Origin of the sequence: Amycolatopsis sp. Poz14 (assembly GCF_006704225.1) — a bacterium.
Classification (GTDB): Bacteria; Actinomycetota; Actinomycetes; order Mycobacteriales; family Pseudonocardiaceae; genus Amycolatopsis; species Amycolatopsis nivea.
In genome coordinates, this window is the sequence record NZ_JACLHD010000001.1 from 4343471 (window position 1) to 4368101 (window position 24631).

Annotated in this window: 23 protein-coding genes; 11 read left to right on the forward strand and 12 right to left on the reverse strand. The window is 71.3% G+C overall.

Annotated elements, in window-relative coordinates; all coding sequences use genetic code 11:
- Positions 1 to 142: 142 nt before the first annotated feature.
- Positions 143 to 1378 (reverse strand): FAD-dependent oxidoreductase, encoded by a 1236-nt coding sequence (locus FKO37_RS20725; RefSeq protein WP_238605472.1) that lies wholly within the window; start codon positions 1376 to 1378, stop codon positions 143 to 145.
- A 56-nt stretch (positions 1379 to 1434) separates the two neighbouring features.
- Between FKO37_RS20725 and FKO37_RS20730 the strand changes: the two genes are divergently transcribed.
- Positions 1435 to 2028, forward strand: a complete 594-nt coding sequence (locus FKO37_RS20730) for a TetR/AcrR family transcriptional regulator (RefSeq protein WP_238605473.1) — start codon at positions 1435 to 1437, stop codon at positions 2026 to 2028.
- Here FKO37_RS20730 and FKO37_RS20735 read toward each other — a convergent pair.
- From FKO37_RS20735 to FKO37_RS20745, 3 genes are read right to left on the reverse strand one after another with little or no spacing between them, the layout of a single operon-like run.
- The gene (locus FKO37_RS20735) at positions 2025 to 2507 is read right to left on the reverse strand and encodes a hypothetical protein (RefSeq protein ID WP_037812357.1); all 483 of its coding nucleotides are present in this window, start codon (positions 2505 to 2507) and stop codon (positions 2025 to 2027) included. The two genes, FKO37_RS20730 and FKO37_RS20735, sit on opposite strands and share 4 nt — an antisense overlap.
- Positions 2504 to 3850 (reverse strand): HAMP domain-containing sensor histidine kinase, encoded by a 1347-nt coding sequence (locus FKO37_RS20740; protein WP_238608305.1) that lies wholly within the window; start codon positions 3848 to 3850, stop codon positions 2504 to 2506. Before FKO37_RS20740 ends, FKO37_RS20735 begins: the two co-directional genes overlap by 4 nt.
- A gap of 59 nt (positions 3851 to 3909) precedes the next feature.
- The gene (locus tag FKO37_RS20745) at positions 3910 to 4590 is read right to left on the reverse strand and encodes a response regulator transcription factor (RefSeq protein WP_308196537.1); all 681 of its coding nucleotides are present in this window, start codon (positions 4588 to 4590) and stop codon (positions 3910 to 3912) included.
- A 112-nt stretch (positions 4591 to 4702) separates the two neighbouring features.
- Here FKO37_RS20745 and FKO37_RS20750 point away from each other — a divergent pair, with 112 nt between their 5' ends.
- A complete protein-coding gene (locus FKO37_RS20750) occupies positions 4703 to 5608 on the forward strand; it encodes a phosphatase PAP2 family protein (RefSeq protein WP_134670430.1) in 906 nt (301 codons plus the stop codon).
- Between the two features lie 33 nt (positions 5609 to 5641).
- Here FKO37_RS20750 and FKO37_RS20755 read toward each other — a convergent pair whose 3' ends face one another.
- The 3 genes from FKO37_RS20755 to FKO37_RS20765 are packed head-to-tail and all read right to left on the reverse strand — an operon-like array spanning position 5642 to position 8624.
- Positions 5642 to 6616 carry a pirin family protein gene (locus FKO37_RS20755; protein ID WP_238605475.1) on the reverse strand — a complete coding sequence of 325 codons (975 nt, stop codon included), beginning with the start codon at positions 6614 to 6616 and terminating at the stop codon, positions 5642 to 5644.
- A gap of 21 nt (positions 6617 to 6637) precedes the next feature.
- Complete coding sequence (locus tag FKO37_RS20760; RefSeq protein ID WP_238605476.1) at positions 6638 to 7456, reverse strand: alpha/beta fold hydrolase; 819 nt, start codon at positions 7454 to 7456, stop codon at positions 6638 to 6640.
- A 10-nt stretch (positions 7457 to 7466) separates the two neighbouring features.
- Positions 7467 to 8624, reverse strand: coding sequence for a hypothetical protein (locus tag FKO37_RS20765; protein WP_238605477.1), 1158 nt, complete (start codon positions 8622 to 8624; stop codon positions 7467 to 7469).
- Between FKO37_RS20765 and FKO37_RS20770 the strand changes: the two genes are divergently transcribed.
- Positions 8623 to 9543 carry a hypothetical protein gene (locus FKO37_RS20770; RefSeq protein WP_238605478.1) on the forward strand — a complete coding sequence of 307 codons (921 nt, stop codon included), beginning with the start codon at positions 8623 to 8625 and terminating at the stop codon, positions 9541 to 9543. The genes FKO37_RS20765 and FKO37_RS20770 overlap by 2 nt on opposite strands.
- Positions 9544 to 9549: 6 nt before the next feature.
- On the opposite strand, the gene FKO37_RS20775 is transcribed toward FKO37_RS20770, so the two are convergent.
- Positions 9550 to 10017 (reverse strand): MarR family winged helix-turn-helix transcriptional regulator, encoded by a 468-nt coding sequence (locus FKO37_RS20775; RefSeq protein ID WP_037812343.1) that lies wholly within the window; start codon positions 10015 to 10017, stop codon positions 9550 to 9552.
- Between the two features lie 136 nt (positions 10018 to 10153).
- On the opposite strand from FKO37_RS20775, the gene FKO37_RS20780 reads away from it, so the two are divergent.
- The 5 genes from FKO37_RS20780 (at position 10154) to FKO37_RS20800 (ending at position 15914) form a co-directional block, all read left to right on the forward strand.
- The gene (locus tag FKO37_RS20780; protein ID WP_238605479.1) at positions 10154 to 11341 is read left to right on the forward strand and encodes an FAD-dependent monooxygenase; all 1188 of its coding nucleotides are present in this window, start codon (positions 10154 to 10156) and stop codon (positions 11339 to 11341) included.
- A 175-nt stretch (positions 11342 to 11516) separates the two neighbouring features.
- On the forward strand, positions 11517 to 13349 hold the full coding sequence (locus FKO37_RS20785; protein ID WP_238605480.1) for an FUSC family protein: 1833 nt from the start codon (positions 11517 to 11519) through the stop codon (positions 13347 to 13349).
- A gap of 72 nt (positions 13350 to 13421) precedes the next feature.
- On the forward strand, positions 13422 to 14189 hold the full coding sequence (locus FKO37_RS20790) for an NPP1 family protein (RefSeq protein ID WP_205670206.1): 768 nt from the start codon (positions 13422 to 13424) through the stop codon (positions 14187 to 14189).
- A gap of 69 nt (positions 14190 to 14258) precedes the next feature.
- Positions 14259 to 15452 carry a CaiB/BaiF CoA-transferase family protein gene (locus FKO37_RS20795; protein ID WP_238605481.1) on the forward strand — a complete coding sequence of 398 codons (1194 nt, stop codon included), beginning with the start codon at positions 14259 to 14261 and terminating at the stop codon, positions 15450 to 15452.
- A gap of 33 nt (positions 15453 to 15485) precedes the next feature.
- Positions 15486 to 15914: a MarR family winged helix-turn-helix transcriptional regulator gene (locus tag FKO37_RS20800; RefSeq protein WP_037812335.1), complete on the forward strand. Its 429-nt coding sequence runs from the start codon at positions 15486 to 15488 to the stop codon at positions 15912 to 15914.
- A gap of 25 nt (positions 15915 to 15939) precedes the next feature.
- Here FKO37_RS20800 and FKO37_RS20805 read toward each other — a convergent pair whose 3' ends face one another.
- The 4 genes from FKO37_RS20805 to FKO37_RS20825 all read right to left on the reverse strand — a co-directional run bounded on the left by FKO37_RS20805 (position 15940) and on the right by FKO37_RS20825 (position 21974).
- Complete coding sequence (locus tag FKO37_RS20805; RefSeq protein WP_043835726.1) at positions 15940 to 16866, reverse strand: LysR family transcriptional regulator; 927 nt, start codon at positions 16864 to 16866, stop codon at positions 15940 to 15942.
- Positions 16867 to 17331: 465 nt separating this feature from the next.
- On the reverse strand, positions 17332 to 19707 hold the full coding sequence (locus tag FKO37_RS20815; protein ID WP_238605482.1) for a CoA transferase: 2376 nt from the start codon (positions 19705 to 19707) through the stop codon (positions 17332 to 17334).
- 21 nt (positions 19708 to 19728) lie between these two features.
- A complete protein-coding gene (locus FKO37_RS20820; RefSeq protein WP_238605483.1) occupies positions 19729 to 20910 on the reverse strand; it encodes an acyl-CoA dehydrogenase family protein in 1182 nt (393 codons plus the stop codon).
- Between the two features lie 2 nt (positions 20911 to 20912).
- Positions 20913 to 21974 carry an acyl-CoA dehydrogenase family protein gene (locus FKO37_RS20825; protein ID WP_134728618.1) on the reverse strand — a complete coding sequence of 354 codons (1062 nt, stop codon included), beginning with the start codon at positions 21972 to 21974 and terminating at the stop codon, positions 20913 to 20915.
- A 218-nt stretch (positions 21975 to 22192) separates the two neighbouring features.
- On the opposite strand from FKO37_RS20825, the gene FKO37_RS20830 reads away from it, so the two are divergent.
- The 3 genes from FKO37_RS20830 to FKO37_RS20840 are packed head-to-tail and all read left to right on the forward strand — an operon-like array spanning position 22193 to position 24577.
- A complete protein-coding gene (locus FKO37_RS20830; RefSeq protein ID WP_238605484.1) occupies positions 22193 to 23377 on the forward strand; it encodes a thiolase family protein in 1185 nt (394 codons plus the stop codon).
- A complete protein-coding gene (locus tag FKO37_RS20835; protein ID WP_134667710.1) occupies positions 23374 to 23793 on the forward strand; it encodes a Zn-ribbon domain-containing OB-fold protein in 420 nt (139 codons plus the stop codon). The genes FKO37_RS20830 and FKO37_RS20835 overlap by 4 nt, the downstream gene beginning before the upstream one ends.
- A complete protein-coding gene (locus FKO37_RS20840) occupies positions 23783 to 24577 on the forward strand; it encodes a crotonase/enoyl-CoA hydratase family protein (protein ID WP_238605485.1) in 795 nt (264 codons plus the stop codon). The genes FKO37_RS20835 and FKO37_RS20840 overlap by 11 nt, the downstream gene beginning before the upstream one ends.
- Positions 24578 to 24631 lie beyond the last annotated feature (54 nt).

Below are 24631 nucleotides of genomic sequence, written 5' to 3' on the forward strand. Positions count from 1 at the left end.
TCGGTGCGGCACCGGCCAACAAGGCGCTGAGTTCTGTGCGGCACCGTTCAACAAGGCAGTGCGTCCGGTGCCGCCCACCGGAACAGCAAATCCGGTGCGGTGCCGCAAACCCCCAACGGCACCGCACCGGACCGCCAAACGGTCAGCCAGCGTGACTGTCCACACCAGACCGTCGGGCGAAAGCAGGGGCGTGTTCCGGCCGCAGCCCAACGCCGCCAAGGTAAGCAGTCACCCCGGAAAGCGCCGGGAATCGTTGCACCACCCGCATCGGCGCGGGTAAGCGGTCCAGCGTCCCGGCGAGTGCGGGACGCAGCAGCATTTCGTGTTCACCCCGCTGACTCGACTGCACCGCGACAGTCGGCAACAACCGGCGGCGGCGTACGGCGGCCAGGCGGGACACCGGAACTTCCCCGCGCCGCAACGGTTCCGCGAGGAGTCGTGCGGTGGCGACGGCGTCTTGCACGGCCAGGTTCACCCCGACACCGCCAACCGGCGACATCGGGTGGGCTGCATCGCCGATGCACAACGCGCCGGGGGCGTGCCAGCGCGGCAGCAGGCCCATGGTCACCTCCAGCAACTTCACGTCGTCCCACGAGCGGACGGCGGATACCTGCGCGGGCGTCCAGCCGAACAACTCGGCCAGGCGTGAGCGGAAGTCTTCGATCGGGCCAGAACGCAGGCGGGCGTCTTGGCCTCGCGGGATGAGGTACGAGGTCTGGTAGTAATCGCCGCGGTCCATGGTCACCGAGGCGTATCCGGGGCCGAACCGGGCGAACACCCCCTGTTCGCCCGGTCCGGCTTTCGGCACTCGCACCTGCCAGACGTCCATCGGGACGTCTGTCTCCCGCAATGCGAGGCCGAGTTCTTGGCGCACTTTCGACCAGCGTCCGTCGCAGCCCACGGTGAGCGGGGCTTCGAGTGCGGCGATGGCACCGCTGTCATCGCGGTAGTTGACGCCCGTGACGCGTCCGCCTTCGCGGCGCAGAGAGGTAACAGAAGCGCCCATGCGCAGGGTGAATTTCGGTTCGGCCGCACCGGCTTCGGCCAGCAGGCCCAGGAATTCGGCTTGCGGGACCATCGCGATGTGCTTGTGCGGGCCGCGCAGCCTGCTGAAGTCGGCGGCGATCACCGTTTCCTCGCCGATCTCCATTTTCATCCGTTCCAGGACCGAACGGGACAGCGCGGCGAACCGGGCGCCGAGGCCCAGTTCGTCCAGCAGGCGCAGCGTCGACGGGTGCACGGTGTCGCCGCGGAAGTCCCGCAGGAAGTCGCGGTGCTTCTCCAGCACCACCACCTCGACCCCGGCCCGGGCCAGCAGCAGGCCCAGCATCACGCCTGCCGGACCGCCCCCGGCGACCACGCATCCGGTCCGTTCCATCGGGACCTCCAATCTTAGAGACTCTCTAAGTTTAGAGTAACGCTAAGATTCACGCCATGACCGGGTTGCGGGAAGAGAAGAAGCGGCGGACCCGCCAGGCGCTGATCGAGGCGGCGCTCACGCTGTTCGACGAGCAGGGCTACGACGGCACGACCGTCGCCGAGATCTCCGCGCGGGCGAAGGTGTCCCCGGCGACGTACTTCAACTACTTCGCCGCCAAAGAGGACGTCGTCTTCGCTGACCAGCATCTTTACGACGAGGTGGTGGACGGGGTCTTCGCCGCGGCGGAGCCGGGGACGCCGGTGGCGGAGATGGTGACCAGGACCGTCCACGCACTGGTGACGGCGGACGCGTGGAGTTTTCCGCTGGACCATCCGCTCACCGAGGTGCGCACCCGGCTGCTGGCCGGGGTGCCCGCGTTGCGCGCGGGATACCTGCTGCGCAACGCGGCGGTGGGCGATCGGTGGGCGGAGAAGCTGTACGAGACGTGCGCGCCGCAGCTGGACCGGGTCGAGGCGGCTGGATTGACCGGTGCGGTGTTCGGCGCGTTGGAGGCGGCGTTGCGGCGGGTGCCGCCGGGGGAGAGCGCGACGGAAGCCATGCTGGGGATCGTCGAGCGGGTCGTGCGCGGGTTCGTGCCGGAAGGCTAGTTGCAGTACAGGGATTCGAGCTTGGTGTCCGAGGCGACCACAGTGATCCCCTTGCCGACCGGCTGCCCGGACGCCGCCAGCGACGCGGACACGGTGCAGACCACCTGCTGCAGGCCGACGGGATACAGCAGTTTCATCGATTCGGAGACGGTCACGGTCACCGGCTGGGCCGAGGTGTCGACCGTGACGTGCCGGCCGGGCGAGAGCATCGAGTAGAAGCCCTCTTGTTCTTCCGTACGAGTCGGGCCGCCGAACAGTTCCGTCAGCACCGTCGTGGGGGTCGCGTCCCTCGCCCAGGCACGTTGCACCGGGCTGAGCTGTCCCGCGTACACGAAGTAGAGCGTGATCTGCGGACGCGGCGTGCCCAGCTGGAAACCTCCGGGAGCGTCGCCGGCGGGGACCACACCGGTCGGCTGGATACCGCAACCGGCGAGGGCCAAGACGGCAGCGAAAGCGACGAAGAGCCGCAGAAGTTTCATCGCTCCTCCTTCGCGGTGCGGGGCAGCCGGAGCGTGAACCGCGCCCCGTCGCCGGTGTTCGCCGCTTCGATGTCGCCGCCGTGCAGCCGGGCGTTTTCCAGCGCGATCGACAGGCCGAGGCCGCTGCCGTCGGACCGGGGGCGCGAGGTGTCGGCCTTCGCGAAGCGGTCGAACACCTTCGGCAGCACCTCCTCGGGGATGCCCGGGCCGTGGTCGGTGACAGTGAGGTAGACGGTCGTGTCGTCGGTGCTCAGCCGGATCTCGACCGGCGGCGCGCCGTGACGCAGGGCGTTGCCGACGAGGTTGGCGATGACTAGGTCGAGCCGTCGCGGGTCCGCGGGCACGGTGACGCTCGGCAGGTCGGCCGCGACGGAGTCGGTCCAGCCGCGGGCGGCGACGCTGTTCGCGACTGCCTCGGCCAGGTCGACCTCCTCGACGCGCAGCTCGGCCCGTCCGGCGTCGAAGCGGGAGATTTCGACCAGGTCCTGCACGAGGCGGGTCAGCCGCCGCGTTTCGGCGGACACCAGGCGCGCCGCCACGGCGGTGTCCGCGGGCAGCTGGTCGGCGTCTTCGTCGAGGACGTCGGTGACCACGTTCATCGCGGCCAGCGGGGTGCGCAGTTCGTGCGAGACGTCCGCGACGAACCGGCGCGCGTCGGCCTCCATCTCGCGGAGCGAGCCGACCGTCCGTTCCAGTTCCGCCGCGGTGTGGTTGAACGTGGTGACCAGCTGGGCCAGCTCGTCGGACCCCTTCGCGGGCAGGCGTACGTCGAGCTGCCCGTCGCCGAGTTTGCGCGCCGCCGAGTTCAGCGCGCGCACCGGTCGCAGCACCTGCCGCGCGGCCAGCAGCGCCAGCGCGACCGCGATCGGCAAGGCCAACGCGGTCATGACCCACGCGCGCGTCGCCAGCTGCTCGATCGCGGCCTGCTGGGTGGCGAGCGGGACCGTCTTGTAGACCTCGATGCCGGTGTGTTCGCCCTTCGTCGCGCCGTAGCGCAGCAGCGGCATCCCGATGTAGAGGACCGGGCGCCCGCCCTCGATGACGCGCTGGAACTGGATGCTGGTCCCGCCCGCGACCGCAGTGCGCAGCCCGCCGGGTATCTCCGCCGGGTTCAGCCCGACGCGCGAATGCAGCGACCCGAACACCACGGTCGTGACGCCCTTGAGCGAGCTCGCCATGTTGTCGAGCTGCCGCTGGTCGGGCGGCAGGGTCAGCTGCGGCAGGTACGTCCGGACCTCGTCGCGCAGCTGCACCATCGCCGGGTCCTGCACGCCGGCCAGGATCGTGTTGCGCGCGGACACGTAGCTCGCGCCCGCCGCCGCGCCCGCGCCGACCAGCGTCATCGCCGCGAACGCCAGCACCAGCCGCAGGCGCAGCCCGGACACCCACGACCGGAGCCGTTTCACGAGCGGCCGAACCGGTAGCCGAAGCCGCGCACCGTCTGCACGTGGTCCGGCCGCGCCGGGACGTCCTCGATCTTCGCGCGCAGCCGCTGCACGCAGGCGTCGACCAGGCGGGAATCGCCGAGATAATCGTGTCCCCACACCGACGCCAGCAGCTGGCTGCGGCTGTACATCTGGCCCGGCGTGCGCGAGATCTCCAGCAGCAGCTTCAGTTCGGTCGGCGTGAGCGAGACCGGTTCGCCGTGTTTGCGCACCAGCATCCCGGCCCGGTCGATCACCAGGTCGCCGTGCTGTTCGGGGCCCGCGCCGCCGGGTTCGGCGGCAGTGCGGCGCAGCACCGCGCGGATGCGGGCGTCGAGCACGCGCGGTTCGACCGGTTTCACGACGTAGTCGTCCGCGCCCGCTTCGAGGCCGGCGACGATGTCGAAGTCGTCGCTGCGCGCGGTGAGCATGATGATCGGCACCTGGCCGAGCGCGCGGATCCGGCGGCAGGTCTCGAACCCGTCGATGCCGGGCAGCATGAGGTCGAGCACCACGAGGTCCGGCGCGCGTTCGCGCAGCTGCGCCACGCCGTCCTCGCCGGTCGCCGCGGTGTGCACGGTGTGTCCTTGACGGCGCAGCGCCAGTTCCATGCCCTCGCGGACGGACGCGTCGTCCTCGACCACCAACACCACAGCCACGGTGGCCATTATTCGGAATGCCAGCGGATTCGCGCGAGCCGGGCGGATCTTGTAGCGAAACCATGACACGGCCCTGACGAGATCTCGAAATCCCGCGGCCAGGCTCGAAGGCATGGCAGTACTGACTCCTGATCCGCCGACCGTGCCCCTGTCCGCGCCGCGCCACGCGCTCGCCCCGCCGCGGCGTTCGCGGACCGCGGTGCTGATCGCCGCGGCGATCGGGTTCGCGGGCGCGTTCGTCGTCGCCTACCTGCTGTTCGTGCGGACCGAGGCCGGGCAGCGCGCGGAGGACGGGGTCGTCCGCTTCGCGCAGGGCCTTCCGCGGTCCACTGTGGACTGGGCGCGGCCGCTGGCCGGGATCGACGGGGTCGAGGTGTTCGGCGCGGCCGGGATCGTCATCGTGGCGCTCGCCGTGCTGCGCAAGCGGTTCGCGCTCGGCGTGACCGCGCTGGTGCTGTACTTGCTGCCGCTGGCCGCCGCGCAGCTGCTCAAGATCTACCTGCTGGACCGGCCGGACGTCGGGTCGGCCGGGGCTCCGCACCACAACAGCTTCCCGAGCGGGCACGTGAGCGCGGCCACCGCCGTGCTGCTGGCTCTGGCCGTGGTGCTGCCCGCGCGGTTCCGGACCTGGGTGCTCGCCGTGGGTGCGCCCGGCGTCGCCTGGGTGGCCGCGGCGACCGTCGCGCTCAGCTGGCACCGGCTCTCCGACACCGTGGGCGCCTGCCTGCTGGTGGCCGCGGTGGTGTCGGCGGGCGCGGCGGTCGTCTCGGCGCGGCGGCCGGACGGCAGCCGGATCCCGCCGGTGCGGACGGCGATCGCGCTGTTCGGGCCGGTCGCGGTGGTGCTCGGCGGGTACGCGGTGCTGTCCTCGGCGACGTCGGTTCCGGCCCGGTTCGTGGCGGCGCTGGTGCTCGCGGCACTGAGCGCGGTGGCGGTGGTGCTCTTGGCCGCGGGACCGCTCCGGCGGGTGAACTTCGACCCGTCCGGGGCGCGGAACCGGCTCAGCGGAGGGTCGTGAGCGCGGATCCCCCGCCTACCCCGCGACAGCCGTTCACGACGGGTTCCGGCGCGGTTTGATCCGCACCGCGGGCAGCGGGGGAGCGGGCAGCCGCGCCGGGCCGCCCGGGTACGGCTCGATCGCGCCGAATTGGTCGGAGTTCGCCTCCCAGGCTTCGCGGTATTCGGCGATCTCGTCGTGGCTGCGGCCGACGAAGTTCCACCACATCAGGATTTCCTCGCCGAACGGCGGCCCGCCGAGCACGATCGCCCGCGCCGGGGACGACCCGGGGTTGTGCAGGTCGAGCGCCGTCGCGCCGATGCCGAGGTAGCCGAGCTGGGCCCGCTGCAGCGGGGTGCCCGCGAAGGTGAGCTCTCCGGTGTCGAGCAGGACGCCGTGCTCGAAGGACGGATCCGCGGCGAGGCTGAGCGATGCTCCCGGGTCGAGGACGATTTCCGCGCCCAGCAACGGAGTGAAGGTCTTGACCGGCGAGGTTTCCCCGGCCAGCGTGCCGAGGAAGACGCGTGCGGTGGCCCCGTCGAGGGCCGTGGACGGCGGGACGTAATGCTGGAAGTCGCGGGCGGTGTGCCGGTGCTCGTCCGGCAGCGCTACCCACAGCTGGACCCCGTGCAGCGTCGTGGTTTCCGGCGTCGACACCTCTTCGTGGCAGATGCCGTGCCCGCCGGTCATCAGGTTCAGCTCGCCGGGCCGGACCATCGCGTGCGAGCCGAGGCTGTCGCGGTGCTCGATCTCGCCGGTGAACAGCCAGCTCACCGTCTGCAGCCCGGTGTGCGGATGCGGGCCGACGGACATGCCGCCGCTGACGGAGGTGTCGTCGGGACCGTAGTGGTCGGCGAAGCACCACGCGCCGATCAGCGACCGCTGGCGTTGCGGCAGCGTGCGGCGGACCGGCATCGCGCGCGGGCCGCCGAGCGGCACGGCGCGGGCGTCGAGGATCTCGACCTTGCCGGGGTCAACAGGGTCGCCGCCGCAGGCCAGTTCGGCCGGGTCGGTCTCGACGTTGCTCATGCCCGACACGATAACCGGCGGTCAGCGGGCGGGGAGGTTGCGCAGCCAGTCGAGCGCGGTCGGGAGCGCGTTGAGCACCGAGATGTGCCCGTCGTGCGGGCGGAGCCACAGTTCGGCGTCCGGGAGGTTCCGCAGGAGCCATTCGCTGTGGCTGACCGGGACGATCCGGTCCTTGCCGCCGTGCACCAGCAGCACCGGGACCCGCACGTCGGCGGCGGAGAAGCCCCACGGCGCGACGTACGCGAGGTCGTCGTCGGCTTCCGCGGCCACGTCCGCCGCGGCCCCGGCGTCCTCGCCGAGGGGACCCCACGTGCCGCGCAGCGCCGCCCAGTCCGCGTCGGTGAAGCTCGTCGGGTCGAATTCCTGCGTTTCTCCGTGCTGCAGCCGGGTTTCGCGGCCCTTGCGGGCGGCCCGCAACGAGCTGTCGTCGACCATCCCGCCGTACCAGTCGTACTCCTCGGAGTACGGAGCCAATCCGGCGAGGCACACCGCCGCGGTCACCCGATCCGGCAGCAGCGCGGCGCAAGCCAGCGTGTGCGGTCCGCCGCCGGACGCTCCCATCACCGCGAACCGCGGCAGGTCCAGTGCGTCGGCCAGCTGTCGCACGTCCTCGGCGGCCGAGCCCACCGTGCGGCCGACCTGCGGAGTGGACCCGCCGTATCCGGGCCGCGCATAGGAAACGACCCGGAATCCTCGCGCGGACGCGGCCTCGACCACCGGCGGCAGCAGGCGACCGGATTGCGGAGTTCCGTGGTGCCACACCAACGGAAAGCCGTCGCCTCCGCTGTCGTGGACCCGAAGGTTGCGGCCGCCGGGCAGCGGCAAATCACTCGTCCCCATGCGGAGGACTCTAGCCACCCCGCCGCGCTCGATCGGCGAAATTGTCCCAAGCCTGGCGCACCAGCGCGGGATGCGCGAGGAGGTCCGACGCGGTGCGCGCCAGCGCCGATGCGGTCGCGAGCAGCACCGTCTGGGCTCGCGGCGATCCGGTCGCCTCGGCGAACGCGCGGCTGCCGACGGCGCGCACCGGATCGTGGAGGGCGACGGACGGGTGGATCGTCGGCATCCGCACGCTCAGGTCGCCGACCTCGGGCCGGCCGGGGATCGCCGCGGACCCGGACGGGGACGCGTGGATCCCGCACGCCGCGAGATGCCGGGCGAAATGCCCGGACAGCACCGGATTGTCCTGGAACCGCGCGTGAATCGGGCCGAACCGTTCGACGTTCGCCTTGGTTCCGGTCGCCATCGCGGCGCCTTCGGCGGCGGTGGTCACTTCGGTGACGACGTGCCCGAGCGTTGCGGAGTCCGGCGCGCGCAATCCGAAGCGGGCTTCGGCGAAATCGGGCACCACATCGGTGGATTCCCCGCCGTGCGTCACGATTCCCTGCACCGCCGCGCCGGCGGGCAGCCGGGCCCGCAGCGCGGCGATCGCGGTGAAGACCTGCACCAGCCCGGCGACCGCGTCGGTGCTGTCTTCGGGCGCCGGCCCGGAATTCCCGTGCACGGTCACGCGCAGCTCGGTCCGCGCGGCGAGCGGCGCGGCGGCCCAGGTGTGCACGCCGGGCTGGAAGGTCAGCACCGCGTCGATCTCGTCGCCCGCGCGGTCGGTGACGACGACGGAACCGGATTCCAGCGTCGCGGCGGTGGCGAGCGCGGCACCGAGTACCGCCGCGGCGACGAGGTTGTGCCCGAACTCCCGGTGCCGGTCGGACGGGAGCAGCAGGGCGACGCACGGACGGCCGGAGCCGTACCGCGCGACGCCGCCGTCGACGGCGAACCCGGCCTCGGCGAGCGGGCCGAGCTCCGGCCCCCGCTCGCCGTCCGGTTCGCGGGACCAGGCCCAGAGCCGCTCGGCGAGCAGCTCGATCTCGTGGTCGGTCCGGTCGTGCCGGTCCTCGTCGGACTCCATGCCGCCCAGGTACCCACCGGGCAGCGATTCGATCCCCTTCGAAAGTGGGTAATTCGGCCGTTGGCGCGCCCCGGGCCGGTGCGCGAGGGTCACGGGCATGACAGCGGGAAGCTACCGGGTGCTGCCGGCCGAGGTGTCGGCGATCGTGAAGAGCGTGGAGGGCCTCGGCGCCGCGGCGTTCTCGGCCGTCCGCGACCTCGAGACGCTCGTGATCGACGCCTTGTCGTTCGCGGGCATCGGCAGCGGGGTCGCCGCGGCGAACACCGCGCTGCAGTCGAAACTCGTGTCCTCGCTCGGCGATTTCGTGAAGCTGATCGAACAGGTCAACGGCAAGGTGCAGCACGCGGCGCGGAACTACGCCGACGCCGACACCGCGGTGGCCCAGGGCTACGGCGGCGGCACGGGCGGCGGGGGAGCCGGGGCGGGTGGCGGCGGTGCGGCTGCTGGGGGTGCCGCACCGCAGCAGCTGGACGACCGGGTCGTCGATTCGATCATGCGGTCCGAGGGCGCGACCGGCGAACAGGGCGGTGTGCGCGAGGCGTACGGCTTCCGCGAGAGCATGCACAACGGCTACGACCAGATCATGGCCGCCCGCCGGGAATACGGCCTCGGCAGCGCCGAGGAACGCGCGGTGGTCGCGCAGCTGATGACCGCGAACGCGCGCCGCGCCGGGGCGATGGAGTTCACCGACGCGGGCACCCAGGCCGCGATCATGTCCGGCGCGCACATGCGCGGCGCGGGCGGCGTCCGGGCGATCCTCAACCACATGGGCGGCGCGGACATCGTGCAGAGCGCGCGCATCCTCGACCCGGACGCCGTGCAGCACTTGCAGAGCCTGACGCCGCAGGAATTCCAGCAGCAGTTCCACGACGCGCGGATCGAATACGACCGCGAGGTCTACGGCGACACGACCACCCGCCAGAACGGGCACACGCAGAACTGGTGGGACCGCTACGGAAACGGCCTGACCCAGCGCTACGACCGCGAGCAGCAGGAGTTCCTGCGGATGTCGCGGTAACCCCGTTCAGTCCAAATCGGACAGCCGGGCCGTCAGGTCCTCGACCAGCTTCGTCATCAGCCGGTCGAGGAGCTGGCGGTCTTCGGCGGTCCAGTCGCTCATCGCGTCGGCGAACCAGCCCTCGATGACCGCGACGTAGCGTTCGGCCGCGGTTTTCCCTTCCGGCGTCAGCTCGATCAGCCGCGCCCGCTGGTCGTCCGGGTCGGCCACGCGCCGCACCAGCCCGCGGCTTTCCAGCCCCTGCACCTGCCGCGTCACGTGCGGCCCGACGACGTTCATCCGGTTCGCGATCTCGCCGACCCGCAGCGGCGCGTCCTCGATGTGCAGGATGCCGAGCACGCTCATCGCCGGCCGCTCCAGCGGCAGCCCGGTCGCCTCGACCGCGCGCTCGAACAGCTTGCCCCGGCGCAGCGTCCCGCTCAGCTCGTTCAGCCGGGGGAGCAGGTCCCGGAACAGGGAAGGGACGGCGGACATCGCGGGCTCCTTGAATAGATACCTAACTTAGGTATACAGTTGGGTCACCGGGATCGCGCGAGGCGGTTCCGGCCGGTCTCGAAAATGATACCTAAGGTAGGCATCTATCGCCTGCCGGGGAACAAAGGGGAGAACCATGAGCAGGAGTGTGCTGATCTCGGGGGCGAGCATCGCGGGTCCGGCGCTGGCGTACTGGCTGAACCAGTACGGCTTCGCGGTCACCGTGGTGGAGAAGGCGGCGGCGGTGCGCGGCGGCGGGTACCCGATCGACATGCGCGGCCCGGCCGTCGAGGTGCTGCGGCGGATGGGGCTGGCGGAGCAGGCGCGGGAGCGGCACGTCGCCACCCGGCGGCTCTCGTTCCTCGACGCGGACGGGAGCGTGCTGAACAGCGTCGCGCCGACTGTGATCACCGGGGACGAGGCCGGGCACGACATCGAACTGGCCCGCGGCGACCTCACCAGCCTGTTGTACGACGCGGTCCGCGACGACGTCGAGTTCCGCTTCTCGGAGTCGATCGCCGCGCTGGACGACCGCGGCGACGCGGTCGACGTGACCTTCGCCAGCGGCCGGAGTCAGACGTTCGACCTGGTCATCGGCGCGGACGGCCTGCACTCGAAGACCCGTTCGCTGGCGTTCGGGCCGGAGGAGCAGTTCCACCGCTACCTTGGCTACTGCTTCGCCGGATTCACCATGCCGAACTACCTCGGCCTCTCGCACGAGGGCATGTCCTGGGCGATAGCGGGCCGGTCGGCGTCGCTCTACGCCGCGGGCAACCGCGACGGTGACCACGTGCACGGGTTCCTGGTGTTCACCCGCGCGGACGCGCCCTTCGAAGCGTTCGCCGACCCGGCCGCGCAGCGCGAACTGGTCGCGAGCCGTTTCGAGGGCTGCGGCTGGGAGGTGCCGCGGATGGTCGAGGCGATGCGCTCGGCGGACGACCTGTTCTTCGACGTGGTCAGCCAGATCCACATGCCGGTGTGGTCGAAGGGTCGCGTCGCTCTGGCCGGGGACGCCGCGCACGCGACGTCGTTCCTGTCCGGGCAGGGGTCGAGTCTCGCGATGATCGGTGCGTACTTGCTGGCGTACGAGCTGGCGGACGCCCCGCACGACGTCGCTTTCGCGGCGTACGAGCAGCGGTCGCGGGAGTTCGTGGAGGCCAACCAGGCGTTGGCGACGGGCGGGTCGGCGCTGATGTCGCCGCGGACCGAGGCGGAGGTGGCGGCGCGGAGCGCGGCGTTGCGGGGGCTGGACGGGCTGCCGGGGGAGGAGCACAGCGAGGTGCACAACTTGCTGACGCTGCCGCCGGAGCGCACGACCGTCTGAGTCGTGCGTGCCTGCGCCGGTGAGAACCGGAATTGCCGCGCACGAGGGCGAGCGGTGAGGCGGTCGTGCGTGCCTGCCGGGTTGGAACCGCGCACGGGCTTTCCCCGACGCGCGGCGCCCGGGCGCGGCGTGCGAGGCTACCCGGCGGCATTGCGCGGTGACGGAACGGGGCGGGATGAACGCGATTGCGCGCGGCGGCGGGATGCTCGCGGCGGTTCTGGTGGTCGTCGGCGGCACGGCCGGGCTCGGGGTGGCGCTCGGGCTCGGCGGGACGGCGGTGCTGGCCGGGCTGACCGCGTTGTTCTGCTTCATCGCCGCCACCGGCGGGCCGTTGCGGCCGGATCTGTGGCTGCTCGCGGCGTTCGCGCCCGCGGTGGTGATCGGCGGGGCCGGGCCGCGGTTGCTGGGCGAGGTGTCGCCGGTCGCTTCGATCGCGCTGCTCGTGCTGGTGGTGTTCGCGGCGGCGGTGGTGCCTGCGCTCGGGCCGCGGTACGTGACGGTCGGGCTCGGACTCGGCATGGCCTCGGTCTTCGGTTACGGCTTCCAGTTGAGTGGGGCGGCCAGCCCGGTGCAGATCATCTGCGCGCCGGCGCTGGCCGTCGCGGTCGTGTTCGTGCTGCGGCTGCTGATGGGCCTGAGCGATCCGGGCAAGCCGACTCGCACCGCGCTAGCCGACGCGCTCGCGGGACCGGATCGCGCCAGCGCGGAGAGGGCGGTGCGGTTGTGGGTGACCGATCGGCCGCGCGCGTGGCAGGCGCGAGTTCTCGCTGGCGGCGCCCGGTACCACGGCACTGCTGCGTTGCTCCGGGACCGGCTGCGTGCGTTCGACGAGGAGCAGGCAGCGGCGGTTTCCCGTGTGCTCGACGCCGCGGACGAACAGGTCGCGGCGCTGGCGGAAGCCGTGCGGGCCAAGACCGTTTCGGATCCGCCGGAGATCGAACGGATCGAGCCGGACGTCGCGTTGCCCGGCGACACCGCTGCGCTGCTTGACGAAGCGTGGGCGGGGTTGTTCGCGATCCGGGAAGCCGTGCTGAACCGCGACGAGTCCATTGTGGACTTCCCGCGGCATCTCGTCCGCGAGGCCTTGCGGCGCGAGGCGACCGGGGTGTTCTCGTGGCGGTCCGCGCAATTGCGGCACGCGGTGCGATGCGCGCTGGGGATGCTGGTCGCCGCGGTGATCGCGACGTTCCGGCCCGGCGATCCGCTCACCGTGTCGTTCCTCATGACGACGTTCGCGCTCATGCAGCCGGAATGGCGGGACACGCTGGCGAAGGCGTGGCAGCGCGCGGCCGGTGCGGCGGCCGGGGCCGTGGTGCTGGCGGTCGCGTTGTGGTTGCTGCCGCCGGGCGCGTTGCTGCCGCTGGGGATTGTCGCGCTGCTTGTCGGGTTTCCGTTCATGCAGGTGCAGCCCATGGTGTTCAACGGGTGCATGGTGCTGATGAGCGTCGGGATGAACGCGACGACACGGCATCTGGACGCGGTGTCGGTGCTCGTGGAGTACCTGCTGCTGGTCGTGCTGGCGGTGGTGATCGGCCTGTTGTTCGGCTTCGCCGCGGTGCCCGGGGTGCCGAAACCTTCGGTGGCGCAACGGTTTTCCGACGCTGTCTCCGAAACCGGCGAGCTGCTCGCGTCGGTGGCGGAGCGGTTGCGCGGCGGAGGCGGCCGGCGTGAGGTCGGGCTGCGGTTCCGCGCGGCGGCTCGGACGCATCAGGACCTGCTGAGCCCCGAACCCGGCAGCCGGGAGCCTTCGTCGGAGCAGCGAGAAGCCTTGGAAGAGGCCGGACAGGGGTTGCGCGGTCTCGCGGCTTCGGCGGGCGCGCTGCTGCAGCGGGACGGGCAGTCCCCGACGATGGCGTCCTTCGCGGAGGCCGCGGCGGGTGCGCTGGCCGGAAGCGGGGAACTGCCGCCGCGACCGTCGGAGGCGGACGAGGAGGAACGGCTGCTGGCCGACCTCGTACGGGCTGACCTGCTGCGCGTGCACCGCGGCGCGGAGGTCCTCGCGAGCTGAAGGTCCGTGCGGACACCGGATGCTTCCCCTGCGTCCCTTCACCTTCCGCGTTCGCGGTGTCACCATCCGGACATGAGGAAACTCCCGCTCGCCCGCGTCGCGACGGTGGCAGCCTGCGTCGCGTTGCTGTTCCCGGTGTCCGCGGCGTACGCCGATCCGCCGCACAACCTGCCGCAGAACGCCAACGGATACGAGCAGTCCTTCTCTCCCGCCTACGACTACGACGGCGACGGTTGCTACGCCACCCCCGCGATCGGCCCGGACGGCACCCTCGCGCCCGGCCTCAAGACCACCGGCGCGGTCAACGGCAACTGCCACGACCAGTCCGACCTGGACAACTCCCAGACCTACTCTCGCTCCACCTGCAACCACGGCTGGTGCGCGGTCGTGTACGCGAGCTACTTCGAGAAAGACCAGGCCGTCGACGGCAGCGGCCTTGGCGGGCACCGGCACGACTGGGAGCACGTGATCTCGTGGATCGACCAGTCGTCGAACCAGGTCGAGTACGTGACGACCACACAGCATTCCTCGCAGGTGACGTACCCGCGGTCGAAGGTGAGTTTCGACGGCGCCCACCCGAAGGCGGTGTACCACAAGGACGGCCCCGGCACGCACTTCTTCCGCCTCGCCGACGCCCACGACGAGCCGCCGGAGAACCACTACCACGATTGGCGCTATCCGCCGCTGGTCGGCTGGGACGGGTGGCCGTCGAGCGCGCTGCGCGACCGCCTCATGGCCGCGGACTTCGGCGCCGCGACGATCAAGATCAGCGACGGCCGGTACCAGGACCTGCTGGAGAAGTCGAAGCCGTCCGGCATCCCGTTCGACCCGCGCGGCTAGCTTTCCGGGTGCTCCACGCGACACAACTCACCCGGGCACCCCCGCGAAAACCGGGTAATAGTAATCGGCATGCACTCGGACTCCGCGCTCCCGCTCGACGGAATCACCGTCGTCTCCATCGAACAGGCAGTCGCCGCCCCGCTGGCCACCCGCACCCTGGCCGATCTGGGCGCGCGGGTCATCAAGGTGGAACGCGCCGACGGCGGCGACTTCGCCCGCGAGTACGACCACGTCGTGCACGGGACCGGCGCCCACTTCGTCTGGCTCAACCGAGGCAAAGAATCCCTGGCCGTAGACCTGAAAACGGCGGAAGGCCGCGACGCGGTCCACCGCCTGATCGCCCGGGCCGACGTCTTCGTCCAGAATCTGGCTCCGGGCGCGGCCGCGCGGCTCGGGTTCGGGGCCGAAGAACTGCGCGCCGGCCATCCGGAACTGGTGGCCGTCGACCTCTCCGGCTACGGCGCCGGCGGGCCGCGGGAACAACGCAAGGCCTACGACATGCTGGTCCAGGCCGAAGCGGGCCTGATCGGCATCACCGGCACCCCGGACACCCCGGTCAAGACCGGCATCCCGACCTCCGACATCGCCTCCGGAATGTACTGCGCGCAAGCGGTGCTGGCCGCCCTGCTGCGCCGCTGGCGGACCGGGCAGGGCGCGACGGTCGAGGTGTCGATGCTGGAGGCGACCGTCGAGTGGATGGGCTACGCGATGTACAGCCAGATGTACTCCGGACGCCAGCCCGCGCGCATGGGCTTGAGCCACGCGTCGATCGCCCCCTACGACGCGTACCCGACGAAAGACGGTCAGATGCTGATCGGGGTCCAGAATGACAGCGGGTGGCGGACGTTGGTCACTTCAGTCCTCGAAGCCCCGCATCTGGCCGACGACCCGCGATTCACCACGAACGTGCGGCGCGTTGAACACCGCGCGGAATGCGACGCGGCGGTCGCGGCCGAGACCGTCCGATGGTCCACAGTGGAATTGGACGAGCGGCTCGCGAATGCCGGAATCCCTGCGGCGCAAGTGAAACAGGTCGCCGACGTCGTGGCGGACCCGCAGCTTCGCGCCCGCGACCGCTGGCGCAAGATCGGCACCGAACACGCGGCCGTCGACGCGCTGCTGCCGCCGGTGACGTTCGCGGACGTCGAGGCGCGGATGGGCGACGTGCCCGCGTTCGGGGCGCATACCCGTGCGCTGCTTGAAGAAGCCGGAGTCGACGCGGAAGACCTGCTGCGCCGGGGGATCGCCGCCGAGCCGCGTTGACAGTTGTATGGTGCATCTCTAGCATGCGGGGACATGCCGGGAGAAGACCGCGACGGCGATGCCCTGGACGCTATCCACCGCGCGATGATCCTGTTTTCCCGCGGGTCGCGGGTGCGCTCGAACGAACTGTACGAGGGGCTCGGGTTCGTGCAGTACACGATGCTGTCTTCGATCGACCTCGCGGACTGCGCGCACGCGGCGGATCTCGCCCAGGAGTACGGGCTCGACCCCTCGACGGTGAGCAGGCAGCTGGCGGAACTGGAGACCGCCGGGCTGCTGGTGCGCAGCCCGGACCCGCGGCATTCGCGCAGGCAGCGGCTGGAGCTGACCGAAGCCGGGCATCGCGCGCTGGCGATTACCCGTGCGGCGCAACGGAACCGGCTCGAAGAGCGGCTGCGCGACTGGCCGAGCCGCGACGTGGCCGAGTTCGGGCGGTTGCTGAGCAGGTTCGTCGAGTCCTGACCGGTCCACTGTGGACGGACCCGGCTCAGCCGCGGCGGATCGGGCCCAGTTTCGCGGAAAGGGCCTCGGCGAGGTCGGCCGGACGGGGCGGCCCGGCGGCGCGGTCGGCGGCCCAGGCGAGCGCGAGCCTGCTCGGTTCCCAGCCGTCCTCGTCGATCCGGACCAGCTTGAACTCCGGCGGCGAGAACATCCGGCCGATAAACGACGCCGGCGCGTAGGACACGAGCGCGACCAGCCGCCGGTTGAACACCTGCGCGGCCATTTCGAGTTCGCCGCCGCGCCCGCTGACCGCGCGCACGATGTTCCGGACGCCGCGTTTGGCGAGTCTCCTGGTCAGCGCGGCGAGGATGACCGGGTTCGGCCGGGCGAAGTCGATGACCACCTCGCGGTCGCGCAGTTCCTCGATGTGCACGAGGTCGCGGCAGGCGAGCGGATCGTCCGCGCGGACCGCGATCGCGCCCTGGTACTCGGCGACGGTGCGGGCGCGCAGCCGCTGATCCTCGACCGACAGGTGGATCAGCCCGAGCTCCAGATGCCCGGACACGAGTTTCGCGGTGACCTCGGCGGCGGAACCGGCGACCTCGAACGTCGCCGGAGCGGCCAGCCCGCCGACCGCGGTTTCCAGGTCCTCGAGCAGATCCGACGGCGCGTACGCGGTGGCCCCGACCCGGATCGGCGTGCCGTCCTCGAGAACTCCGGCCGCGATGTCCTTCAGGTCGTCGACCTGGCGCAGGATCGCCCGCGCCGGGCCGAGCAGCGCCTGGCCGAGCGGGGTGAGCCGGACCTCGTGGTAGTGCCGCTCGAACAGCGGCCCGCCGAGCTCGCGTTCGAGCAGCTTGATCTGCTTGCTGAGCGGCGGAGGGGTGATCCGCAGCCGGTCCGCCGCGCGTTTGAAGTGCAGTTCGTCGGCGACCGCGACGAAGTACTTCAGCCGGGTGAAATCGATCTCCATCGTCCAATGTCCAGCGAGGCGAGCGGGTTGCGGCGATCATACGGCGGGCGGCGGAGTTCGGCGGGGCGCCGGGCGGGTTCGCGCGGGGCGGCTGGGCCGGGTTAGCGGGTTGGCGGGAGTGGCTTCGCGGGGCGGCCAGGCGGGCTTGGCGGGGCGCCGGGCGGGTTTCCGGGGTGGCTGGGCCGGGTTAGCGGGTTGTTGGGGCGGCTAGGCGGGGCGGCTTCGTTCGGGCCGCTGGATTCTGGGGTGCCTGGCCACTCGGCGAGGGGCTGGGGCGGGTTCGCCGAGCGGTCGGGCGGATTGTGGCGTGGCGGGGTGCTTTCGCTCGGCTCCGTCGGGCCTGGGGCGGCGGACTGCCAGGCGGGCACTCGGCCCCGCCGCATCCTCGGGCGACAGCATCGGCGAGGCGTCGGATGCGGCTTCGCGGGAAGCAAACGTTCGCCTCGGAGCTCGCCTTGCCGGAAGTCACCCGGCGCGAGCAGCCCGCCCGCCCTGCTCATCAGGCGCCTCCAACACCCCCCGAGCGACCAGCCCAGCCGTCTCCGCCACCCCCAACCCCAGCAGTTCCGCCGCGATCTCGAACGTCTGCTCGCCCAGCAACGGCGCCTGCCCCGTCGGCGGGTCAGCGACATGCGCGGCATGGATCTGCACGTTCTCCAGCACGTACGGCTCCTCCGCGCACGGATGCAACTCCTCCCGAAACACCCGCCGCTCCCGGTACTGCTCCCACTCCGGCAGATCACCCGCCCGCAGCATCGCCCCGGCCGGAACGCCCGCGGCCTGCAGCAGATCCATCGCCTCGAACGGGGAATGCCGCTCCGTCCACTCGGTCACCGCGGCGTCGATCCGGGTCCGGGAAGCGGCGCGGCCGGAGCGGGTGGCCAGACCGGGGTCGGCAGCCAGGTCAGGGCGGTCCAGCACCGAGCACAACGCACCCCAATCCGCGTCGTTCCGTACCGTGACGGCGAGCCAGTCGTCGTCGCCGGCGGTCGGGAACACGCCCCACGGCGCGTCGTGGGCCGGTTCGGTCAGGTGGTGTCCCCGGCGGGCCAGGTCTTCGGCGGCGATCCGGTCCGCGAAGTGGCTCAGCATCACCTCGGACTGCGCGACGCTCACCGAACCGCCCTCGCCGTCGCGTTCGCGCCGGACGAGCAGCGCCAGCGCGGCCAGCGCGCCGATCCGGGCGCACACGTGGTCCGGATAGACCGTGACGGCGTCGCTGAACGTGCCCGGTTCGCCCGGATAGATCCACTCGCTGGTGAGTCCGGTCGCGGCGCGCACGAGCGGGCCGTAGCCGAGCCGGGCGGCCCACGGGCCGGTCGGGCCGAAGGCGGAGCTGTCCACGACGACGATGCCCGGGTTCGCCTCGGCCAGCGCGGCCCGGTCGAGCCCGAGCGAGGTGATGACGCCGGGTTTGAAGTTGGTCAGCACGACATCCGACTGCGCGACCAATCGCCGCACCAGCGCTTGGCCTTCCGGGTCGCGCAGGTTGACGCCGATGGCGCGTTTGTTGCGATGGCCGGCGGCGAAACCGTGCGACATCAGGCCGGGCAGCGCGGCGCGGGAACCGTCCGGGAAAGCCGAGTTTTCGATCTTGATGACGTCCGCGCCGAGGTCGCCGAAGAGCCGTCCGGTGTCGCCGCCGACCACGATCACGCCGAGGTCCAGGACCCGGATTCCCTCCAGCGGACGTCCTTCGCCGCGCCGGGAGCGTCCCGCGAGGATCGGCGCGGCGGCGACGCGTGCGCCGGTTTCGGGGCCGGCGACGGCGCGGTGTCCGTCGATCTCGGTGATTCCGGCCGGGACTGGTACGACGAGTCCGGGGGACAGTTCGGTGTCGCGGAAGAACCCGCGCGCGGCGAGCTGGTCGGTGTGCAGGGCTTCGGCGAGGGTGAGCACGGCAGCGGTCGGCACGCCGTGGCGCTGGCCCTCGCACTCCAGCGCGGCGCGGGTCTGATCGGCGAAGAAGCGGCCGATCGCGGGCAGCAGGTCCGGCGACGCGTAGCGTTCGCGCACCTGGTCGTACTTCGGATCGGCGAATTCGGCCGGGCTGCCCATCCACTCGAACATCCCGCGCCATTGCCGCCGCGACAGCAGGCAAATCCGGATGTACCCGTCCTGGCACGGGAAAATCGGATACCGATGGCGTTCTTCGGTGCGTCCGCGCGGAAGGTCGCTCAACGGCACCCCGGCGGCCGCGCTGCCGACCATGCCGAACGCCGGGTCCAGCGCCTGCATCGCCCCTTCGAGGACGGCGAAGTCGATGCGGTCGCCGCGCCCGGTGCGCAGCCGGTCCAGGTACAGGCTCACTGCCTGGAACGCGGCTTGCGCGGCGGCGACGTGGTACGGGAGTTCGCCGGGCGGCAGCAGCGGCGCGCGGCCGGGGATGCCGGACCGGGAGAGTTGGCCGGTCAGCGCGTGGAACACCGGCGTGGTGGCCTGCCAGTGCCGCCGGGTCGTGGCGCGGCCGAAGTCGCTGATCGACAGGACGACCAGCGCGGGATGCCGGGTGCGCAGGCCGGGGACGTCGAGCCGTTCTTCGGCGGGCGAACCGGGCGGAGTGGTCTCGATCAGCAGGTCGGCGTCGGCCAGCAGCTGTTCCCAGCCGTGCGAGCCGGGTTCGGCGGTGGCGTGGGCGAAGCCGTGCCGGTCGATCGCGGTGCCGATCGCGACGCCGTCGACGACCGGTCCGGTGGTGCGTTCGTCGGTGACGCCGGGCAGGACGACCCGGGTGACGCGCGCGCCGAGATCGGCCAGCAGCCGTGCGGCCGCGGTCATCGGGCCGGACGACAGATCGAGCACGCGGACCCCGGACAGCGGCGGGTCGTAGGTGTCGGGCAAGGGAACCAGCCTCCTCGGGGCTCAGCTGCGGCGGACGGCGCGGAAGGGCAGGTCGCGGTCGATCTCGGGTTCCTTGGGAAGCCCGAGGACGCGTTCGGCGATGATCGTGCGCTGGATCTGGTCGGTGCCCCCGCCGATGGACGTGAAAAACGCGTTGAGCGCCAGGAAGTTCACGTCGTCGGCGACCGGGTTCTCGTCCCCGGCCAGCAGCGTTTCCGGACCGGCGATGTCGGTGCGCAGCCGCCCCTCGGCGTGCAGGATGCCGGACATCGCGAGCTTTCCCAGCGACATCACCGAACTCGACGTGCCCTGTTCGGCGGCCGCTTTCGCCCGGGCGTTGTTCAGCGCGTTGAGTTCGCGCAACGCGAGCACGGTGGCCAGGTTGTCGCGGATGACCGGGTCGGCGAGGCGGCCGCGTTCCCGCGCCAGTTCGACGAGGTCGTCGGCGATCGAACCGTGCCGCGAGGCCCGCGCGCCGTCGCCCATGATCGAGCGTTCGTACGCCAGCGCGGTCTGCAGCACGCGCCAGCCCTTGCCCTCTTCGCCGACCAGGTAGTCCGCCGGGATTTCGACGTCGGTCAGGAAGACCTCGTTGAAGTGCGCTTCGCCGGTGATCTGCACCAGCGGCCGGATGTCGACGCCGGGCTGGTGCATCGGCACGACGAAGTAGCTCAGGCCCTTGTGCTTCGGGACGTCCCAGTCGGTCCGCGCGATCAGCAGCGCGTAGTCCGCGGTTTTCGCGCCGGACGTCCAGACTTTCTGGCCGTTGACGATCCAGCGGTCGCCGTCGCGGACCGCGGTGGTGCGCACACCGGCGAGGTCTGAGCCCGCGCCGGGTTCGCTGTAGAACAGGCAGGTCCGGGAGCGTTCGGTGAGGACGTCGTGCAGCAGGTCGTTCTTGAGTTTCTCGGTGCCGAATGCGAGGACGGTGTTGGCCGGGATGCTGTATTTGTCCTGACGGGCGCCGGGTGCGTCGACGGCGTCGAACTCCGCCGCGATCACGTCGGCGAGTTCGGCCGGGTAGGCGCGGCCGGACCATTCGACCGGCCAGGTCGGCACGGCGTATCCGGCGGCGACGACCTTCTCCAGCCACGCAATGCGTTCCGGGGTGGTGCTCCAGCGATCCTCGGCCGGGGCGAGCCCGGTCCATTCGGCGGCGAGCCACGCGCGGACTTCTTCCCGGAGTTGATCGACGGTGATCATGGTCAGGCCCCCTTCGAGACGAGGTAGCGCTCCCGGTGCAACCGCGAGCCGCCGAACAGCTGTGCGCCGGAGCGGGCGCGGCGCAGGTACAGGTGCGCCGGGTGTTCCCAGGTGAAGCCGACCCCGCCGTGCATCTGGATCGCCGACAGAGCAACGGTTTCGTACGCTTCCGCGCAGGCGAACCCGGCGAGCGCGATCGCGCCGGGACTGCCGTCTGCCGCGGCGTGCCGGGCGGCCGACGTCGCGGATTCGACGTCCAGGAGCCGGTCCGCCGCGAGGTGCTTCATCGCCTGGAAACTGCCGATCGCGCGGCCGAACTGGACGCGGGTTTTGAGGTAGTCGACGGTCGTTTCGAAAATCTGCCGGGCACCGCCTGCTTGTTCTCCGGCGAGTGCGATCACGCTGACGTCCAAGGCTTTTTGCACGGCTTCCCAGCCTGCAGTACCAATTCGTCGCGCTGGTGTATCAGCGAAGGTGAACTGGGACAGCCGCACGGTCGGGTCGAATACCGACTCCGCGGTGCGAGTGAAACCCGACGCGTCGGGTGCGACCTCGAAGATGCCGATGTCGTCGCCGGTGCGAGCCACCACGAGAATGACGTCGGCAACCTGGCCGAAGGTCACATAGGGCGTGGTCCCGGTGAGAGTTCCGTTTGCTTGCACCGCAACGCTTTCGGGCGTCCAGGTGGCGCTGACGGCGACGGTCCCAATCGAGGATCCGTCGGCCAGTGCGGGTAGCAGACGGCGTTTGTCCTCTTCGGACCCGGCGGCGTCGATGAGCGTCGAGGTCAGCACCGCGCTGGACAGGAACGGCGACGGCAGCAGCGCCGCCCCGATTTCCTCCGACACCGCTTCGAGTTCTTCCGCGCCCAGGCCGACTCCGCCGTATTCCGTCGCGATCAGCAGGCCGGGCAATCCCAGTTCGGCCAGTTGTTTCCACAGTTGCGGGTCGTAACCGGAGTCGCTCGCCATCACGCGGCGTACGTCGGACTCCGTGCAGCGGTCCGCGAGCAGGTCGCGCACCGCCTCTCGCAGCTGTTCGGTTTCCGCGGCGCTGATCGCCATCGCCGGACCGCCTTTCCCGTCGTCGGGTCCCGATTCCCATGCTGGGCGCGGAAATCCGCGATGTACATCACGGATTCCGACACCGGCAGGTTTCCGGGAGCGACATCGGCGCACGTGTCGCGGGCGCACATCTGCCGGTGTCCCGACCGGTCGTTTACGCCGCGTCAGCGGGATGCGAACGTGGAGGTGCGACCACCGGTCGGGAACGGAGTGCGATGATGACGAGCAGGCGGGAGACCCCGGCGCGCCGGAGGGCGGCAATCGCCGGTCTCGGGCTCACTGAGCTGGGCAAAGTCTACGGTCCGAGCGCGCGGCAGTTCGCCGCGCAGGCCGTCCGGCGGGCAGCCGCGGACGCCGGGATCGGGCTGTCCGACATCGACGGGCTGCTGGTGTCCGCCGGCACGACGCCCGGCGTGGACCTCAGCCTGCAAGTCGACTTGGGACTGCGCGACCTGCGCCTGTTCACCCAGATGCAGGCGTTCGGCTCGACGGCGGGCGCGATGGTGCAGTACGCCGCGATGGCCGTCGAAGCGGGCATGGCCGACACCGTGGCCTGCGTGTTCGCCGACGCGCCGCTCAAGGAGGGCAAAGCGACCGGCGCGGCCTACGGCGGACGGCGCACGACCCCGACCGGCTGGGGAAGCCTGCTGGGCTCCAGCGGTTTCGCCGGGCCGAACTCCTTCTACGCGCTCGCCGCGCGACGGCACATGAAGACTTACGGCACCACGAGCGAGCAGCTCGGCGCGATCGCGGTCGCGCAGCGCGCGTGGGCGGCGAAGAACCCGCTGGCACAGCTGCGGGATCCGATCACTCTGGCGGACCATCAAGCGTCGCGGTTCATCGCGGAACCGTTCCACCTGCTGGACTGCTGCCTGGTGTCGAACGGCGGCGCGGCCGTGATCGTGACGTCGGCCGAGCGGGCGAAAGAACTCGCCCAGCCCGCGGTGCAGGTGCTGGGCTGGGGACAAACGCACCCGGGCAATTCCTTCCGCCGCAACGACAATCTCGGTCTCGTGAGCGGTGCGGCGCAGTCCGGCCCGGCGGCGATGGAGATGGCCGGAGTGACCATCGAGGACATCGACGTCGCCGAGATCTACGACTGCTACACCTTCACCGCTCTGCTCACCCTCGAGGACTACGGGTTCTGCGGCAAGGGCGAAGGCGGCGAGTTCGTCGCGACGCCGGGCATGCTCGGCCCGGACGGCAAGCTCGCGGTCAACACCGGCGGCGGCCAGCTGTCGTCCTACTACCTGTGGGGCATGACGCCGCTGTCCGAGGCGATCATCCAGGCCCGCGGCCAGGGCGGCGAACGCCAGGTGCCGAAGCACGACACCGTGCTGGTTTCGGGCAACGGCGGCATTCTGGACCACCACAGCACGCTCGTGCTCGGAACGGAGGCATGACAGTGCGGATCAACCCAGTCGCCCGCGACGAGGAGTCCGCGGCGTTCTTCGACGGCACCGCGGCCGGCGAGTTCCGGCTGCTGCGGCGGCGCGGCACCGGCGAATACCTGGACCCGCGCACGGTCCCGGACCCCGACGACGATCTGGAGTGGACGGCCGCCGCCGGAACCGGCACGGTGGTGTCGTGGTCGGTGGTGCACAAGCGGGCGCGCGACGGCGGCGAGCCGGAGCGCGTGGTCGTCGGCATCGTGGAGCTGGCCGAGGGACCGTGGTGGTGGTGCCGGCTCGACGCCGACCCGGACGCGGACCTCTGGCAGCTGCCGGTGCGGGCAGTGTTCGTGCCCTCCGGTCCCGAATCTGACCACGAGAAGGTGCCGGTCTTCGCACCGGCGGAGGAGGACGGTCATGCCCGCTGACGCCCCGGCCGCGCTTGTCGAACAGCGCGGACACGTCCTGGTCGTCACGCTCAACCGGCCGCACGCGATGAACGCGGTCAACGCCGAGCTGAGCGAACTCGTCGGCACCGCGCTGGACCGGGCCGAACAGGACCCGGAAACGCGCGTCGTCGTGCTGACCGGCGCGGGGGAGCGCGCGTTCTGCGCCGGCGCCGACCTGAAAGCCGTGTCGCGGGGCGAATCGCTCGCCGCGCCCGGGCACGAGGAGTGGGGCTTCGCCGGCTACGTGCGGCACCCGATCTCCAAGCCGACGATCGCCGCGGTGAACGGATTCGCCCTCGGCGGCGGCACCGAACTCGCGCTGGCCAGCGACCTGGTGGTGGCGGCCGAATCGGCGAAATTCGGGCTGCCCGAGGTGAAACGCGGCCTGTTCGCCGCGGCGGGCGGGGTGTTCCGGCTGCCGCGGCAGATCCCGCAGAAGATCGCGATGGAGATGATGTTCACCGGCGAACCCCTGGACGCCGCCCGCGCGGCGGCGCTGGGGCTGGTGAACCACGTCGTCCCGGACGCCGGCGTGCTGACCGAGGCGCTGGCGCTGGCGGAGAAGATCGCCGCGAACGCGCCGCTCGCGGTGCAGGCCAGCAAACGCGTCGCACTGGGCATTGTGGACGGTGCGATCGCGGCCGACGACAGCGACTGGGACAACACTCGGGAGAACGCCGTCGGGGTCATGACGAGCGAGGACGTCCGCGAGGGAACCCTGGCGTTCGTCGAGAAGCGCGCGCCGGTCTGGCAGGCCAAGTAAGCGTTCTGTACTCGGGAAAACGCGCTCTGTGCGCATCGACCGGCGCCCGCCGGG

Bases quoted from the DNA above. Each gene is read 5' to 3' on its own strand.
- FKO37_RS20725 (WP_238605472.1), bottom strand. From the start codon at position 1,378: ATGGAACGGACCGGATGCGTGGTCGCCGGGGGCGGTCCGGCAGGCGTG.
- FKO37_RS20730 (WP_238605473.1), top strand. From the start codon at position 1,435: ATGACCGGGTTGCGGGAAGAGAAGAAGCGGCGGACCCGCCAGGCGCTG.
- FKO37_RS20735 (WP_037812357.1), bottom strand. From the start codon at position 2,507: ATGAAACTTCTGCGGCTCTTCGTCGCTTTCGCTGCCGTCTTGGCCCTC.
- FKO37_RS20740 (WP_238608305.1), bottom strand. From the start codon at position 3,850: ATGACGCTGGTCGGCGCGGGCGCGGCGGCGGGCGCGAGCTACGTGTCC.
- FKO37_RS20750 (WP_134670430.1), top strand. From the start codon at position 4,703: ATGGCAGTACTGACTCCTGATCCGCCGACCGTGCCCCTGTCCGCGCCG.
- FKO37_RS20755 (WP_238605475.1), bottom strand. From the start codon at position 6,616: ATGAGCAACGTCGAGACCGACCCGGCCGAACTGGCCTGCGGCGGCGAC.
- FKO37_RS20760 (WP_238605476.1), bottom strand. From the start codon at position 7,456: ATGGGGACGAGTGATTTGCCGCTGCCCGGCGGCCGCAACCTTCGGGTC.
- FKO37_RS20770 (WP_238605478.1), top strand. From the start codon at position 8,623: ATGACAGCGGGAAGCTACCGGGTGCTGCCGGCCGAGGTGTCGGCGATC.
- FKO37_RS20765 (WP_238605477.1), bottom strand. From the start codon at position 8,624: ATGCCCGTGACCCTCGCGCACCGGCCCGGGGCGCGCCAACGGCCGAAT.
- FKO37_RS20775 (WP_037812343.1), bottom strand. From the start codon at position 10,017: ATGTCCGCCGTCCCTTCCCTGTTCCGGGACCTGCTCCCCCGGCTGAAC.
- FKO37_RS20780 (WP_238605479.1), top strand. From the start codon at position 10,154: ATGAGCAGGAGTGTGCTGATCTCGGGGGCGAGCATCGCGGGTCCGGCG.
- FKO37_RS20785 (WP_238605480.1), top strand. From the start codon at position 11,517: ATGAACGCGATTGCGCGCGGCGGCGGGATGCTCGCGGCGGTTCTGGTG.
- FKO37_RS20790 (WP_205670206.1), top strand. From the start codon at position 13,422: ATGAGGAAACTCCCGCTCGCCCGCGTCGCGACGGTGGCAGCCTGCGTC.
- FKO37_RS20795 (WP_238605481.1), top strand. From the start codon at position 14,259: ATGCACTCGGACTCCGCGCTCCCGCTCGACGGAATCACCGTCGTCTCC.
- FKO37_RS20800 (WP_037812335.1), top strand. From the start codon at position 15,486: ATGCCGGGAGAAGACCGCGACGGCGATGCCCTGGACGCTATCCACCGC.
- FKO37_RS20805 (WP_043835726.1), bottom strand. From the start codon at position 16,866: ATGGAGATCGATTTCACCCGGCTGAAGTACTTCGTCGCGGTCGCCGAC.
- FKO37_RS20820 (WP_238605483.1), bottom strand. From the start codon at position 20,910: ATGATCACCGTCGATCAACTCCGGGAAGAAGTCCGCGCGTGGCTCGCC.
- FKO37_RS20825 (WP_134728618.1), bottom strand. From the start codon at position 21,974: ATGGCGATCAGCGCCGCGGAAACCGAACAGCTGCGAGAGGCGGTGCGC.
- FKO37_RS20830 (WP_238605484.1), top strand. From the start codon at position 22,193: ATGACGAGCAGGCGGGAGACCCCGGCGCGCCGGAGGGCGGCAATCGCC.
- FKO37_RS20835 (WP_134667710.1), top strand. From the start codon at position 23,374: ATGACAGTGCGGATCAACCCAGTCGCCCGCGACGAGGAGTCCGCGGCG.
- FKO37_RS20840 (WP_238605485.1), top strand. From the start codon at position 23,783: ATGCCCGCTGACGCCCCGGCCGCGCTTGTCGAACAGCGCGGACACGTC.